Genomic DNA, 14,565 nt, shown 5'->3' on the forward strand with positions numbered 1-14,565 from the left:
AATCACAGCCATCTCCTTAAAGCGAGTTCAAGAACGCAAGTAGCGCTTCACGCTCTTTTTTGCTCATCGCCAAAACCTGATTTCTAGAGGCTTCTGCTTCACCACCATGCCACAAAATCGCTTCCGTTAGGTTGCGAGCACGACCATCATGTAAGAAATAAGTGTGACCATTTACCTCCTGGGTATAGCCAATACCCCAAAGAGGTGGCGTGCGCCAATGTGAACCAGATGCTGCGTACTCTGGACGCCCATCAGCCAGCCCTTCTCCCATATCGTGCAGCAATAAGTCTGTGTACGGGTGAATAGTTTGATTCGACAAAGCCGGTAGTTCTGCTCTTTGTGCTGTTTGTATGTTCGTTCTATGACAGTTCTCACAGCCTACTTTTTTAAACAGAGCCTCACCTTGCAAAACCTCTGGATTATCGATGTTACGACGCTGAGGTACCGCGAGATGTTGCGTATAGAATTCAACAAAATTTAAGATCTTGTCACTCACCTCAGGATCACCACCACTCAGGCTATCAGTGCACAAATCTTGCTTATCCGTGCAGTTCTCCTCGGTGAACAAGGAACTTGTTAAACCGACATCACCATTGAATGCCGCAGCATTTTGCTGCATGAGGTTGGGCTGTCCTGCCTTCCAGCCAAAGCGACCTAGTGCCATCTCTTTACTGCGCACATCTAAAACATAGTTAGGGATACCTGCTACCGCTGTGCCGTCGTTTGCCTGCTGCTCAGCAAAGTCGAGAATAGTCGCTTCAGGCACCGATTCTAGTAAGCCAAGACCAATCATAGGTGGCGCAACTCGTGCAGACATCACCACGTCTGGGTGCATATCGCCGTATGCCAGTTCGACAATGTCTAGGTTTGGCTTACGAAGCATCACACTCGTACCGTCTTTAAAACTTACGGCAAGTTCATCGTAAGTAATGTGTATTTGACCTTCTGGGTCCATATCAGGAAGCGCAAAATCTTGTAATTGCCCACCATAAGTTGGTTCTGGGATAACACCCGACACTTTCACCGCTTGCTTTTGCTCTTCAGTCGTCGCAGGAATACTCAAACGAACAAGCATAGATACAGCATGCTGGTCATTTTTTTCAGGTGGGTGTCCTCGACCATCCTTGATATGACAGTTTTGACATCCATTGGTATTAAACAGTGGACCTAATCCATCTCTCGCATCGGTTGACGCTGGCGCTTGAACCCAAGGGTTTCTGAAAAAGCTGTTTCCGACGCTAAAATCTAAGCGCTTACTCATTGGTAAGTTGGCCGCAGGCATCGAATACGCATTGGCTCCGTCTTTCTTAACGGTTGTTTTACCACCAGAGAGGCGGGTTGGTGTTGATTCAGCAGAAACTGAAGTGGCAATTAGGGCTAAAAGCGTAACCCAGATAGTGTTTGATCTAGACATACAGCACTCACAAATAGAACAACAAAGGGGGCAAGCGCCCCCATTTCACTGATTAATTATTATGATTAAAACTCATGGTCAGCAGTGTCTGGGCTTAGGCTATCAATGCCTACAATACCTGCTGCACGCTCGATTGACCCCGTTTGCGCGACTAGCGCAACGATAGTCTCATTAACGAGTTTGTTGCCTTGTGGGTTATTTGATGCAATCAGCTGATCAAAATATTGATTATCTTGCTCTGCAGAAGTGACAAGTTTACGAACTTGAGTACGTGCTATGTCGAACTGCTTTTGGATCTCTTTCGCAGCCGTCTTGTCTTTTTGCTCAACAAGATTGGCGATGCTTGGACCATCTACCAGTGTTCCATCTGCACGAACGTAGGTACCTGTGTATACGTTATAAATACCTTGCTCATTGTAATAGTGAGAATTGTGAGTGTTGTCAGAGAAACAATCGTGCTCATCCTCTGTAGAGTTCGCTTCAAGCGCGACCTTCATGCGCTCACCAGCAAGTTCGCCCAGCGATAGCGACCCCATACCAAAGAGCATCTTACGCAAGCCGTTATCTGCGTTATCAGCAAGAAGCTCCGCACGATAGTTACCTTTCTCAGACGCAGACCACTGCTTCTCCATCCACTCGAGATCTTGAACTAGAAGTGCTGACGCCGCCTTTAGGTATTCTGCGCGACGCTCACAGTTGCCGTTAGTACAGCCTTCTCCGATTACGTAATCAGTATAAGGACGTTCACCCGCACCTGCGTTAGTACCGTTAAGGTCTTGACCCCAAAGTAGGAATTCAATGGCATGATAGCCTGAAGCAACGTTGGCTTCTGAGCCACCAACTTCATTGAGATCGGCAATGGCTTGAGGTGTGATAGTAGACACGTCTAACGTCGTTGCGCCAATTTTTAAGGTTTCGTTCGCGACGATATTTGCCTGAGCACCTTCGTTACCCAGTTCGTACTGATAATCAGCACTAACGTAATCGATCAAACCTTCATCAAGTGGCCAAGCGTTAAGTTGCCCCTCCCAATCGTCAACGATGGCGTTACCGAATCGAAACACTTCTGTTTGCTGATAAGGAACACGCGACGCGAGCCAAGCTTGTTTCACATCCGCAAGCCCTTTCTCCGAAGGATTCGCTAAAAATGTGTTAATAGATATGTCTAACTCTTGCGCCGTAATACGAGCGTCGGCAAATACTGCATGCGCAAGATCGGCGTAATGTTCAACAACTTGGTCTTTAGTGACTGCAGAAAAAGCAGACGTAGATGTGATGAGAAATGAGGCGGCAATTGCACCCTTCACTGCGGTTGTTACATTCATGAAAGCATCCTTGTTGAGCTTAATTCTTATTATTTAGTGCGAATTATTATCATTAACACTATCAACCGCGATAATACCTAGTTACAATTTATTTTCAAGGTCGAATACAAAAAAACCTCACAAATGTGAGGTTTTCGTTTCAAAGAGTTAACAGTCGGTACTAGAGCTCTAAATGATGCTTTCCGTGAGAAACCTTTGCCTTCAGATAATTCTCATTGCCGTCTTTAATATGGGCACTGGTATTAACGACATCTTCGATATTGATACCGTGTTCGCGCAGTTCGCGGATCTTTTTCGGATTATTAGTCACTAATCGAATGGAATAAACGTCCAACGCCTGAAGCATCTGCGCCGCTTCTGTGAAGTCTCGCAGGTCATCGCCAAAACCGAGATGATTGTTCGCTTCGTAGGTATTCATGCCTTCAGACTGAAGCTTGTAGGCATCAAGTTTGTTGTATAAACCAATACCACGACCTTCTTGGCGCAAGTAAAGAATGATTCCACCTTCGCGGCCCATTTTCTGAATAGTTTCCTCTAGTTGTTCCCCACAGTCACAACGCGACGAATGGAAAACGTCCCCAGTTAGACATTCAGAATGCATTCTCACTAATGGTAGTGCTTGGTTTTTATCTGCTGCTTTAAAGATGATAGCAACATGTTCTTTGTCGGTGTTCAAACCGCGAAAAGAGAGCATTTCCGCGTCTATATCACTTTTAGCACCGACTTTTAATTGTATTCTGGCACGTACTTCCGCCATCGTATTTCCTAATAGATTATCTGAGGCTATTAGTGAGCTTATCTCAGCCATAGTCTGTTTCTCCAATATGGGAACTATGGGGGCTATTACTTAACTTTTCAACAATAAGATCACTGCGATAAATGTTATATTATAACATTTTGAATTGAAGTAAAACGAAAAAAGCCCCGAGTATGACACTCAGGGCTTTGAAATTCTTATCTTTTCTAAACTGTTATGCTTGCTTTTGTTTCCAAACCGCAAGTTGTACCCAAACGTTTTCAAGCTCAGCCAACTCTTCCTCGGTCAACAGAGACATGGTTTTTGATGTGCTCGAAGCACTCGTGCCATTAGACGAACGCAGGTGTGCGTAAAAGTCTTTCTTTAACTGGCTGATCACTGCTTCCACTGCTGTTCCACCTTACGTTTGAGCCGCTCCTTTAACTAGGCATCATACCATTCTGATCAGATCGTACAGCTTTTCTCCCCATCTATGGAACTACCATCACAGTTTGGAGTGGTTTTTCTGCCAATTTTCTAAATTTTAACGCTCCTCGGACGATAGCGAACTTTTTGTACTGAACTTTTTTTGGTCCTCTGTACAATATCAGCAAACTTACCAACGAAGTAAAAGCAATGTTGAAAATCATAAGTAACCAAGACTTCGACACGTTTTCTCAAAACGCAAAAGAAGCACCTCGTAAGCGCAGTCATCATAACTTACACGAGCAGTTAGATGCTGGTGTACAACGCCTATTCATTTCAACGGAACCTGATACCTACATGCGCCCTCACCGCCATAGTGAAGAGCACAAATGGGAGTTGTTTTTGGTACTAAAAGGTCAGCTTGACCTACTCATTTTCGATGATGACGGCAATGTTACTCAACGCCATAGCCTGTCACCAGACACAAACCGAGCGATTGAGATCCCACCGGGTACATGGCATGGCTATGCATGCATGGAATCAGGTACGGTCGGTCTAGAAATTAAAGAAGGGGCCTATATTCCAACGCCTCAAGAAGACTTTGCACCTTGGTCGCCAGCAGAGGGTGAAGACGGTGCCAATGAGTACCGAGATTGGATGCGCACGGCTCTTCCTGCATAATCTACTCGTCTTATAAAGCCACTTTGCTGGCTAATGTCCTCAGTCAGTCATGTTTTTGCTGGTAACATCGACCATAATGTTGATAATACTCGCTCCCTAACGCTGACTGAGGATACCTCGTGACCACTCCGGCTTTTTCCACACTAAATCTACCGACTGAATTATTGAGCACATTGGATAGCCTTGGCTATACCAATATGACGCCGATCCAAGCGGACTCTCTACCAAAAATCCTTGATGGTAAAGACATCATAGGTCAAGGCAAAACCGGATCAGGTAAAACAGCGGCATTCTCACTCGGCTTGCTCGCTAACCTCAACGTTAAGCGCTTTCGCGTTCAATCCTTGGTGCTCTGCCCAACTCGTGAACTTGCTGACCAAGTGGCCAAAGAGATCCGTACGCTAGCTCGTGGGATCCACAATATCAAAGTATTGACGCTTTGCGGTGGTATGCCAATGGGTCCTCAAATCGGTTCACTTGAGCACGGCGCACATATCCTCGTCGGTACTCCTGGTCGTATCTTGGACCATCTGGAGAAAGGTCGTATCAATCTTGAAGAACTGAACACCTTGGTGTTAGATGAAGCGGATCGCATGTTGGAAATGGGCTTTAAAGACGCGCTCGACGCTATCATTGGTGAAGCACCACGCGATCGCCAAACACTGCTATTCAGTGCAACCTTCCCCGAGCAAATTCAAGCGATCGCATCAAGCGTGATGAAACAGCCAGAAGTGGTGAAGGTTGAGAGCAAGCACGATCACTCCAGCATCAAGCAGTTCTTCTATCAAACGGAAACGGTCGAAGAGCGCGATAACGCGTTAGAAAACCTTCTGCTGACACATCAACCTGAATCAGCGGTTGTATTCTGTAACACCAAAAAAGAAGTACAAAACGTTGCAGATGAGTTACACCATCGCGGCTTTAGCGTCATTGATATCCACGGTGACCTTGAGCAACGTGACCGTGACCAAGCTTTAGTGCAGTTTGCTAATAAGAGCGTGTCTATCTTAGTTGCAACCGATGTTGCAGCGCGCGGTCTAGACGTCGATAACCTAGACGCGGTCTTCAACTACGAGCTATCTCGCGACCCAGAAGTTCATGTACACCGCATCGGGCGTACAGGTCGTGCTGGTAACAAGGGGCTGGCGTTTAGCTTCTATAGCGAGAAAGAGTTCTATCGCGTGGCACGCATTGACGAATATTTGGATATGCCTATCGAGCCAAGCATCTTACCACCAGCATCATCAAATCGTCCTTACCAAGCTAAGATGACAACAATTCAGATCCAAGGTGGTAAGAAACAGAAGCTTCGCCCTGGCGATATCCTGGGCGCGTTAACGGGTGATAAAACGCTATCGGGCAGTCAGATTGGCAAGATCAATATGTTTCCAATGAGCGCTTATGTGGCGGTAGAGTCATCGATTGCCAAGAAAGCACTCGGCAAGATCACCAACGGTAAGATGAAGGGGCGTAACTTCCGCGCTCGTATTATTAAGGCCTAGCCTAAACGGTATGACCTTATAGAGACAGTGTGACCTTATAGAGACAGTGTGATGGATGAAAAGGGGCAACCTTGTTTGCAGCGTCCGCATCCATCGCACTGCTGCTCATTGACGACAGGCAAGCTGTCGTCCTCAAGTTGAATGGCATTTTGTGGACATGCTTCCTGGCATAGGTAGCAATCGCCAAACAGTGCATTCTGACAGCTTGGCAAAAAGCTTGGCCGCAATCCATTATCAATGGTGCTGCCATGTAGAGCGCCTGTTGGGCAGCTTTTACTGCACTCTCCGCACTGGCTGCAATACCCGTAATCCAGCGTTAGCTGCGCTAATTCACCTTCGATGGCAATAACTTGCTCAGGGCATGCCTTTTGACATTCCCCACAACCATCACAGATTTGTTGAAACAGCACCTCCTCTATGGCTTTCGGAGGTCTTGGCACCAGTCGGACAACCTGCTCAGCACTTAACGTCGCAGTAAGCGAATCGCCAGACTCAGTGGGAGTACGAGTCGCGCCATTTGTCAGAGCACGAAACAAACCACGACGGCTGATCGTCTTGTGTTCCATGTAGGCTTTTACGTATTGCTCATCACGACTCATCATCTTTCCTGTCATCTAGTGTTAGCGGTATAACTTCACAGCTTTAGGCGTTAGCTCTAAAAGCTCTTGCACTGCCTCACACCATTGAGAAACCAACGACGCAAGCTGTTGATAGCTTTTAGTCCTGGCATGTTCTTGTACCAACTCGAAGTAGCGATAGCACCATGTGAGTAAGTGTTCGGCAAATAAGGCCTTCACGGTATCAATATCTTGTTGCTGCTCAATCAATTGACTCACCGCAAACAGCATCAAACCAATCTGGTCCTCAGGTTCTCGCATGCCTGTATCGAGCTCGATGTCGTGCTGGCGCAGGAACTGACGGTAAGCAACGGTGCTATCACCGAAGATCACCTCTTCCTTGTCGGTATACACGGAGCCCCAAGGCGGCGCTAACATGACTTCTCCCCCCTCGAACAGCAGAAAAAAGTCTTGATTGAGCGAGTCAGGGAGTTCGGACTGAACGGTATTGCACCAAGCCTGAATATCACTGTCGGCCAGCGCTACATCTTGCGACAACGCTTGGATCAAGGTTTGGTTGTTACTATCAGTCAGTGGAAAGTACAAAAGTGAGCCGAACACTTTTGCCATGGTTTGCAGGCTTTGAAGATCAATAACGTCTGATTGTGACATGAACTAAGATTACCAAGTTATTCTAAACAATAAAGTTTAGTGTAATAGAGGGCAGGCACAAACGCCTACCCTCCTCACTCATTACATGCCAGCGGTCATGTGAAGACCGAAGAACACGCTGCGACCAATTAGCTCTGCAACCATAACCATTGCAAAACCAATCACCGCGATTGGCATAGAGCGTGATTCTGAGCGCATTGCCCAAACCCAAGCAGCAATACCAGCAAACACCAATACAAAACGTAGATTCTGTATTTCTGCCATGTTTGGCACTAACTCAGCGGCTGATACGATTGCAGAATGAATACTTGGTAGCGAACCCACCATGGAGATCGTCGTCATCACCAACGCTAGGCCTGCAACAGATGCAACAATCGCCGTGATCTTACCAAGCCTAGGACACTCAAGTTTCGCACCGCGCATCAAAATAAGTGACAGCATCACGCCGCACACCACTGCCGTTAGTGCAAAAGATTGACCGGTAAACGGCGTATCCCAAGTTGGAACAGTGTCAATGATATACACATTGGTCATCGCGTACATAAACACTACGCCAATTACCATTGCCGCCACCAGCAAGCCTTTGCGAATCGCTTCGCTGCCTTTGTCGATAACCGACAGCAACCAGTAGATACCACCCAAGCCAAAGAACATAGAGCCAAACAGGATCTCGCGTGATAACCACGAGGTTCCCACTTGATTCAAAGCGTTAATAGCGCGCATCGGGCTACCTAGGTGCATGGTTGAGGCCATAAAGCCAAGTCCCATAAACACCCAGATAAAGAACATATTACGAGTGATGCCCGTTTTCACGTGCGCATCGGCTTTGCCAAACAGTGTGATTAGACCCATCACGATAAACGCACCGACCGCAGTTTGTGCAAATACAGTGAAGAAAATCAAAGGCCATTCATGCCATCCCATCTTAGACCTCCTTAGGGTTTGCTAGGTGACCAGTCGTGTCATTAGTTGGACGCGCATGACGGTTTGGCTTGATCACAATATTAGGTTTCGTCAATGACGATGACGGAAGCGGTGCCACATCGGCGTTGGTACCGTACTTCGCGCGAAGCTCAGCAATTGGGCCAAACTCCAGTGCACGCAGTGGGCAAGAGCCAACACAAATAGGTTCAAACCCTTCTGCTACACGTTCAAAGCAACCGTCACATTTGGTCATATGACCTTTTTCTTTGCTGTATTGTGGTGCGCCGTATGGGCACGCGTTTGCACAGTGTTTACAACCGATACACACCTTTTCATCCACGATAACGAAGCCGTCTTCGCGCTTGTGCATCGCGCCTGACGGACATACTTTCGCACACGCTGGCTCATCGCAATGGTTACAAGCAATAGAGGTGTAGTAAGCAAATACGTCCTGACGATAGGTACCATTCTCTTCTACCCAGTTACCACCAGCGTACTCGTACACGCGGCGAAAGCTGCGGTCGACGCCCAAATCTTTAAAGTCTTTGCAAGACAACTGGCAGGTTTTACAGCCAGTGCACTTACTCGAGTCGATATAAAAACCGTATTGTTTCATGAGTTAGTCCTTACGCCTTTTTAACCAGTTGAACTTCGACAAGGTTGGTATGTTGCGGGTTACCCTTCGCCAATGGACTTGGCTTTTGGGAGGTCAACACGTTGATTGAACCGTTATGGTCCACCTTATTGCCATCTGGTGCGTACCAAGCGCCCTCACCCAGAGCCACAACACCTGGCATCATTCGCGGAGTGACTTTGGCGTTGATTCGAACTTCACCACGGTCGTTATAAATCTTGATGCGATCGCCGTTTTTAATTCCGCGACGCTCAGCGTCCATTGGGTTGATCCACATCTCTTGTTGAGCTGCTTGCTTAAGCACATCAACGTTACCGTAGGTTGAGTGGCAGCGTGCTTTGAAGTGGAAGCCGGTGAGCTGCAGCGGGTACTTTTCGCGCATTGGCGAGTCCCAGCCTTCAGATGTGCTGACATAAATCGGTAGCGGGTGAATCACATCGCCCTCAGGTAGCTCCCATTCCGCCGCCAGTCTTGCTAGCTCTTCAGAATAGATCTCAACCTTGCCAGACGGTGTCGTTAGAGGATTGTTCTCAGGATCTTCACGGAACGCTTGGTAAGCAACGTAATGACCATTCGGGTCGCTACGCTTAACAATGCCCTGCTTGCGAACCGTTTCAAAATCCGGCAGAGAAGCATCTAGCTTCAAGGTTTCAGCGTAAAGATGACGCAGCCAACCTTCTTGGTCGCGGCCTTCTGTGAACTCACGACCCACGCCCATGCGCTCGGCGAGATCAGAACAGATCTGGTAGATGCTGCGTGCTTCAAACTGAGGTTCAATCGCTTTATCTGCAAAGATGAAGTAAGGCATGTTCGCCGCTTTACCATCCATACAGAAGTCCGCCTGCTCTGACGTGGTTAGGTCTGGAAGAATAATGTCCGCATACTTAGCAGAAGACGTCATGTGGTTATCAATCACCACAATCATCTCACACGCCTTGTCATCTTGAAGGATGTCGTGGGTACGGTTGATGTCTGAGTGCTGGTTGATAATACAGTTGCCTGCGTAGTTCCAGATGAACTTGATTGGCACATCTAGCTTATCTTTACCGCGTACACCGTCACGAGTAGCCGTCATCTCTGGGCCACGAACAATAGCATCAGTCCACAAGAACATAGAAATAGAGGTCTTGATTGGGTTTTCAAGCGTAGGGAAACGAACAAACGGAATGTTGTAGTCCGACTCACGTGCACCAGAACCACCACCATGGATGCCTAGGTTACCTGTCAGCAATGCCAGCATAGCGATGGCGCGAGAGGCAATCTCACCATTTTGAGTACGCTGAAGACCCCAACCTTGGTAGATCGCACAAGGTTTGGTTGAGCCAATCTCACGCGCTGTCTTAATGATGATATCGACCGGAATACCCGTGATAGGCGCTGCCCATTCCGGCGTTTTCTCAACGCCATCTTCACCAAGACCAAGGATGTACGACTTATAGTCGCTATTGGCTGGTGCCGATGCAGGCAAGGTCTTCTCGTCGTAGCCGACACAGTATTTGTCTAGGAATTCTTGGTCTACCAAGTCTTCTTTGATCATGACATGAGCCATTGCCGCGATAAAAGCAGCATCTGTACCTGGCTTGATTGGGATCCACTGATCCTCATGACCGGCTGCCGTATCGTTATAACGCGGATCGATCATAATCATGCGCGCATTAGATTTGGCTTTGCTTTCAATCAAGTGGTGAATCAAACCGCCGCCCGACATACGTGTTTCTGCAGGGTTGTTACCGAACTGAACGATAAGCTTGCTGTTTTCAGTATCTGAGAACGAGTTACCGTTTGCCCAGCCGCCGTAGGTGTAACTAAGACCTTTAGCAATCTGTGCAGTTGAGTAGTCACCATAGTGATTCAGGTAACCACCCGTTAGGTTCATTAGGCGTGCAATCAACGACTGACCCGGAGGCCAAGACTTAGTGACTGTGCCGCCCAGTGTGCCCGTACCGTAGTTCAGGTAGATCGCTTCGTTACCGTATTCTTTTTTGATGTTGTCGAGGCTATTAACGATTTCAGTGTAAGCCTCATCCCACGAGATGCGCTTGAACTTACCTTCACCACGCTTGCCGATGCGCTTCATCGGATACTTTAGGCGGTCAGGATTGTAGACTCGGCGACGCATTGAACGACCACGCAAACAAGCACGTACCTGCACATCTTTATTGGCGTAATCATCGTTACCTGTGTTGTCGGCATCGACCCACTTAATCTCACCGTCCACTACGTGCATACGCAGTGGGCATCGGCTACCACAGTTAACGGTACATGCGCTCCAAACGACCTTTTCATCGCCTGGTGCTGATTTGGTTTCTGCGTGTGCAGATTTGAAGGGGAGAGAGATGGCACTTGTTGCCGCTGCGAGACCACCGATGGCCGACGAGGATTTGATAAATCCTCGACGCGTCAACGACGGCGTCAATAATTGCTTCAGTTTATTAGTCATATGGACATGCTCGATTATAGTTATGCATCATCACGTCCATGTTACAAACGAAAAGCCGTGCCACAGTTGACTGAAATCAACTCTACTACTTAATAGGTAATTTCTTACAATTTCTTGTCATTTAGTGGAATATTTTTAGAACACTTATTTATAAAAATTAATAATTTATCACCCCCTCGAAAAGCAGGCATTTATATTGATAATTATCCACTATTAGGAATGCGAATTAATACCAAATTGACGCCTAATTTGTGTGCAAAATTCCCGACCAACTTTCAGTACTTCTCCATTTAATTTGTCTAGACTGAGACACTATTCTGGATACGCTCGATGAGAGAAGTAGTAATCATTGGGTGAGCTTTTCCTCCCGTAAGTAGTGCAATATCAACACTTGGAAGCGGCGGCATATCTGCTAGTTCAACTACACCCGACCCCATCGAAACTCTGCCCATCACACCAATGCCTAACCCGCTCTTTACCATCCCCCTTTGGGCAGATGCAGTATTACAGCACGCGAGCAGCTGATGGGCTTGCCCCTGCTTAGTCAGGGAGTCAATCGCGGCCGCATGATATTTACAATCTGCTTGAAATAAAACCAACGGTAGTACATCGACAGAGAGGTCAAAGTTCTCTGCTGCTATCCATACACCTTGGTCGGAATATAGCCAGTATCCCTCTTCACTATTCGGGGAGCGAGTAACGATGGCTGCGTCTAATTTTCCCTCATCGAGCCACTCTCTCAACACAACACTTGGTTGGCTAAAGACTTGGATGGAACACAAAGGTTCATACTCACGGATCGCACTGATGATCTTAGGAAGTAATGACTCATTGTAGTCTTCAGGGCATCCAAGTCTCAGTGAACGCTTGTTTTGATAGCGTTTGATTTTGTTTAGGCTGCTGTCGTGAAGCTCTAGGATTTGCTTGGCATCTGCTCTTAAGGTAATACCCGCTTCCGTAAGCACCACATTGCGACCTTCTTTCTCAAATAATGGCGCCCCTACTTCAGACTCTAACTTCTTCATTTGCGCACTGAAGGCAGATTGGGTTCGGTTAATTTGTTTGGCGGCTCTTGTGAAACTTCCAGTTTCAGAGAAGGCAAGAAAGCTTCGCAGTGACTCTATATCCATACTGTCGCTACCTATCGATCCTTTGAATGATACCCATCAAAACTTTGCGTTAGTCCTCCATCAAACCATTGATTATGATAAAAATCAAACAAGCATAGGAGGCAAAATGAAACTGTATATTGGAAATCAAAACTACTCGAGCTGGTCACTCAGAGCATGGCTTATTTTTGCCCAAAATAACCTAGACGTTGACGTAGAGAAACTTACACTCTTTACACCGGAGTTTTATCAAACGCTCTCAAAAATCACGCCAACAGCGAAGGTACCCACACTCGTAGACTCAAATGTCACTACGTGGGATTCCCTTGCCATTATGGAATACGTCAATGAGCAATATCTCGATGGCCGCTGCTGGCCAGAGTCACCTTCAGAGAGAGCTAAGGCGCGTGCGTTAGCAAGTGAGATGCATTCTGGATTTATGGCGCTTCGTAACGAACTTCCAATGAACTGCCGCGCACGCCGTCACGTTGAGCTCAGCGAATCAGCGCTTGCGGATATCCAAAGAATCGATGCGATGTGGTCAGAACAAATGCACCTTTTCCCCGAACAATGGCTATTTGGAGAATGGTCTATCGCAGACGCTACGTACGCCCCCGTTGCACTTAGATTTAGAACCTACGGAGTAAAGCTCAGTGAGCCTGCTCAACGCTATCAAGAGAAGGTGCTATCGAGTGCGGCGATCTTGAGGTGGCTAGCAGAAGCCAGTTCGGAAAGCGATATCGTTGCTGAAGATGAAGCTGGTGTGGACGTAGATTAATTAAAGGCATGTAGGAGTCGCGCTGCAATTAAACAGCAGCGACTTCTTTACACCTGAAACACAGTACTGGTTCGGCTGCTAAGTTAACCAAACCATTAAACCACTCGCTAGCAGCAATAGAACTCCTGAAATCCCAACTGAAAACGAAAAGCTTATTTGATGCTGTCTGTCTCTAGTATCCGATTCATAATTTGCAAGATCTCGATGCGTACTTGTATGCATTATATCGTAGCTAATAAAATTAGCACCGTCGTAAGTGATATAAGCAATCACTATTGCAACAACGCCGCAATAGGCAACATAATCCACCAATGTAATCATTGCTAGATAGGGTATTAACCACTTAGCCAAAGCTGCGATAACTAGAATAGATATCAAGGTACAGAGAACGCTGGTTACAAATGATTTCACTCTTCTTCCTTAGGAGATAGCCTGCTTTACGGCGAGCGCCTGATTTTCAAATAGTTTTTTTGACTCGACTTTGCTTGATCCAACGACAGAAACCCATTGAAGCCCTGTTTCATCGATGTGTTCAAATTCGACTTGAAGCTCATATTTGTTAATCGTAAACATACTGAAAGCGACACCAATAACAAAAGCGATGGGCGCCATAATCATACCAAAGCCTTCTGGACAAATAACCCAAACAATGCTCGAGAAAATAGCGCCTATTAAGAAAAGCTTTAACGCGTGATCTTTAAGCGTGTTTAATTTTACTCTTGCGTTCTTAATTTTTGCTAATGGGAACTCATCACCCTTGTATCGAAATGTCGTACTACCTATTTCAAAATCATTCCTAGATATCATTTTTTCTCCATTTAAGTAACAACGGCATCATTAAAAATATGTAGAGCTAGAGTACTCACTCAGTTCTATTCCTGATCTTATAACCTTTAATAGTCATGCGTTCCGTCATATTACTCGTGACTGATCTAGCGCGTTATTTATGTTTATCCCTTTGATTATGAAACTCAATCAATATTATTTAGTTGTGCGACCTAGGTACACATTCCTCAACAAGTATCAAAAGAAGGGGTAGCCGATATTCGTTTACCTCCAACCTTGTAACCACATTTCTTTATCTTTGAGCTCTCGCCAATCCATGTCTATTGCTCGCTTTGACATAATCGCCTCTAGCTGACAACCGATGACCATGCCCTCCTCATCACGATCCACATCCACCACAATGAAGTGCTTTTCTTTCTGTTTTGGGCTCACTGTGGTCCATTTGCTGTTCAGTAACTTATTGGGATTAAACTTGTTTATCTCTGAGTTCATAAGATTCGATACCAGTTGTTTGTCTCTTCCTATTCCACGCAACTGCCAGGGATTCGATCAGTGACTGAAACCCATTTATCACAGCGACT

The 14,565-nt window shown here is 46.5% G+C and carries 16 protein-coding genes; 3 read left to right on the plus strand and 13 right to left on the minus strand.

Going from position 1 to position 14,565, the window contains the following annotated elements; all coding sequences use genetic code 11:
- Positions 1-16: 16 nt before the first annotated feature.
- From AC6I8U_RS10340 to AC6I8U_RS10355, 4 genes are all read right to left on the minus strand, one after another.
- Positions 17-1,414, minus strand: coding sequence for a di-heme oxidoreductase family protein (locus tag AC6I8U_RS10340; protein WP_498016797.1), 1,398 nt, complete (start codon positions 1,412-1,414; stop codon positions 17-19).
- Between the two features lie 65 nt (positions 1,415-1,479).
- Positions 1,480-2,739, minus strand: a complete 1,260-nt coding sequence (locus tag AC6I8U_RS10345) for an imelysin family protein (RefSeq protein WP_498016798.1) — start codon at positions 2,737-2,739, stop codon at positions 1,480-1,482.
- 160 nt (positions 2,740-2,899) lie between these two features.
- Positions 2,900-3,496, minus strand: a complete 597-nt coding sequence (locus tag AC6I8U_RS10350; protein WP_234494017.1) for a GTP cyclohydrolase II — start codon at positions 3,494-3,496, stop codon at positions 2,900-2,902.
- A gap of 214 nt (positions 3,497-3,710) precedes the next feature.
- On the minus strand, positions 3,711-3,884 hold the full coding sequence (locus tag AC6I8U_RS10355; RefSeq protein WP_498016799.1) for a hypothetical protein: 174 nt from the start codon (positions 3,882-3,884) through the stop codon (positions 3,711-3,713).
- Positions 3,885-4,111: 227 nt separating this feature from the next.
- Between AC6I8U_RS10355 and AC6I8U_RS10360 the strand changes: the two genes are divergently transcribed.
- Entirely contained in the window at positions 4,112-4,582 is a 471-nt protein-coding gene (locus AC6I8U_RS10360) for a WbuC family cupin fold metalloprotein (protein WP_498016800.1), read from the plus strand.
- Positions 4,583-4,701: 119 nt separating this feature from the next.
- A complete protein-coding gene (dbpA, locus tag AC6I8U_RS10365) occupies positions 4,702-6,084 on the plus strand; it encodes an ATP-dependent RNA helicase DbpA (RefSeq protein ID WP_498016801.1) in 1,383 nt (460 codons plus the stop codon).
- Positions 6,085-6,119: 35 nt separating this feature from the next.
- Here dbpA and AC6I8U_RS10370 read toward each other — a convergent pair whose 3' ends face one another.
- From AC6I8U_RS10370 to AC6I8U_RS10395, 6 genes are all read right to left on the minus strand, one after another.
- Positions 6,120-6,686, minus strand: coding sequence for a ferredoxin-type protein NapF (locus AC6I8U_RS10370; protein WP_498016802.1), 567 nt, complete (start codon positions 6,684-6,686; stop codon positions 6,120-6,122).
- An 18-nt stretch (positions 6,687-6,704) separates the two neighbouring features.
- Complete coding sequence (locus AC6I8U_RS10375) at positions 6,705-7,313, minus strand: TorD/DmsD family molecular chaperone (RefSeq protein WP_234494021.1); 609 nt, start codon at positions 7,311-7,313, stop codon at positions 6,705-6,707.
- A gap of 81 nt (positions 7,314-7,394) precedes the next feature.
- On the minus strand, positions 7,395-8,237 hold the full coding sequence (locus AC6I8U_RS10380) for a DmsC/YnfH family molybdoenzyme membrane anchor subunit (protein WP_252014153.1): 843 nt from the start codon (positions 8,235-8,237) through the stop codon (positions 7,395-7,397).
- 1 nt (position 8,238) lies between these two features.
- On the minus strand, positions 8,239-8,853 hold the full coding sequence (locus AC6I8U_RS10385; protein WP_042477459.1) for a DMSO/selenate family reductase complex B subunit: 615 nt from the start codon (positions 8,851-8,853) through the stop codon (positions 8,239-8,241).
- 10 nt (positions 8,854-8,863) lie between these two features.
- Entirely contained in the window at positions 8,864-11,311 is a 2,448-nt protein-coding gene (locus AC6I8U_RS10390) for a DmsA/YnfE/YnfF family dimethyl sulfoxide reductase (protein WP_498016803.1), read from the minus strand.
- A gap of 299 nt (positions 11,312-11,610) precedes the next feature.
- Positions 11,611-12,441, minus strand: coding sequence for a LysR family transcriptional regulator (locus AC6I8U_RS10395; RefSeq protein WP_498016804.1), 831 nt, complete (start codon positions 12,439-12,441; stop codon positions 11,611-11,613).
- A 106-nt stretch (positions 12,442-12,547) separates the two neighbouring features.
- Here AC6I8U_RS10395 and AC6I8U_RS10400 point away from each other — a divergent pair, with 106 nt between their 5' ends.
- Positions 12,548-13,198, plus strand: coding sequence for a glutathione S-transferase family protein (locus AC6I8U_RS10400; RefSeq protein ID WP_498016805.1), 651 nt, complete (start codon positions 12,548-12,550; stop codon positions 13,196-13,198).
- A 78-nt stretch (positions 13,199-13,276) separates the two neighbouring features.
- Here AC6I8U_RS10400 and AC6I8U_RS10405 read toward each other — a convergent pair whose 3' ends face one another.
- The 3 genes from AC6I8U_RS10405 to AC6I8U_RS10415 form a co-directional block, all read right to left on the minus strand.
- A complete protein-coding gene (locus tag AC6I8U_RS10405; protein WP_498016806.1) occupies positions 13,277-13,609 on the minus strand; it encodes a hypothetical protein in 333 nt (110 codons plus the stop codon).
- A 9-nt stretch (positions 13,610-13,618) separates the two neighbouring features.
- Entirely contained in the window at positions 13,619-14,005 is a 387-nt protein-coding gene (locus AC6I8U_RS10410; RefSeq protein WP_498016807.1) for a hypothetical protein, read from the minus strand.
- A 243-nt stretch (positions 14,006-14,248) separates the two neighbouring features.
- On the minus strand, positions 14,249-14,476 hold the full coding sequence (locus AC6I8U_RS10415; RefSeq protein ID WP_498016808.1) for a TIGR02450 family Trp-rich protein: 228 nt from the start codon (positions 14,474-14,476) through the stop codon (positions 14,249-14,251).
- Between the last annotated feature and the right edge of the window lie 89 nt (positions 14,477-14,565).

Source organism: Vibrio sp. KUL80 (genome assembly GCF_059725495.1).

What these genes read in the sequence shown, in the direction of transcription:
- AC6I8U_RS10345 (WP_498016798.1), bottom strand. Translation starts at nt 2,739, where the DNA reads ATGAATGTAACAACCGCAGTGAAGGGTGCAATTGCCGCCTCATTTCTC.
- AC6I8U_RS10395 (WP_498016804.1), bottom strand. Translation starts at nt 12,441, where the DNA reads ATGGATATAGAGTCACTGCGAAGCTTTCTTGCCTTCTCTGAAACTGGA.
- AC6I8U_RS10370 (WP_498016802.1), bottom strand. Translation starts at nt 6,686, where the DNA reads ATGATGAGTCGTGATGAGCAATACGTAAAAGCCTACATGGAACACAAG.
- AC6I8U_RS10410 (WP_498016807.1), bottom strand. Translation starts at nt 14,005, where the DNA reads ATGATATCTAGGAATGATTTTGAAATAGGTAGTACGACATTTCGATAC.
- AC6I8U_RS10415 (WP_498016808.1), bottom strand. Translation starts at nt 14,476, where the DNA reads ATGAACTCAGAGATAAACAAGTTTAATCCCAATAAGTTACTGAACAGC.
- AC6I8U_RS10380 (WP_252014153.1), bottom strand. Translation starts at nt 8,237, where the DNA reads ATGGGATGGCATGAATGGCCTTTGATTTTCTTCACTGTATTTGCACAA.
- AC6I8U_RS10360 (WP_498016800.1), top strand. Translation starts at nt 4,112, where the DNA reads ATGTTGAAAATCATAAGTAACCAAGACTTCGACACGTTTTCTCAAAAC.
- AC6I8U_RS10375 (WP_234494021.1), bottom strand. Translation starts at nt 7,313, where the DNA reads ATGTCACAATCAGACGTTATTGATCTTCAAAGCCTGCAAACCATGGCA.
- AC6I8U_RS10390 (WP_498016803.1), bottom strand. Translation starts at nt 11,311, where the DNA reads ATGACTAATAAACTGAAGCAATTATTGACGCCGTCGTTGACGCGTCGA.
- AC6I8U_RS10400 (WP_498016805.1), top strand. Translation starts at nt 12,548, where the DNA reads ATGAAACTGTATATTGGAAATCAAAACTACTCGAGCTGGTCACTCAGA.
- AC6I8U_RS10385 (WP_042477459.1), bottom strand. Translation starts at nt 8,853, where the DNA reads ATGAAACAATACGGTTTTTATATCGACTCGAGTAAGTGCACTGGCTGT.
- AC6I8U_RS10350 (WP_234494017.1), bottom strand. Translation starts at nt 3,496, where the DNA reads ATGGCGGAAGTACGTGCCAGAATACAATTAAAAGTCGGTGCTAAAAGT.
- AC6I8U_RS10340 (WP_498016797.1), bottom strand. Translation starts at nt 1,414, where the DNA reads ATGTCTAGATCAAACACTATCTGGGTTACGCTTTTAGCCCTAATTGCC.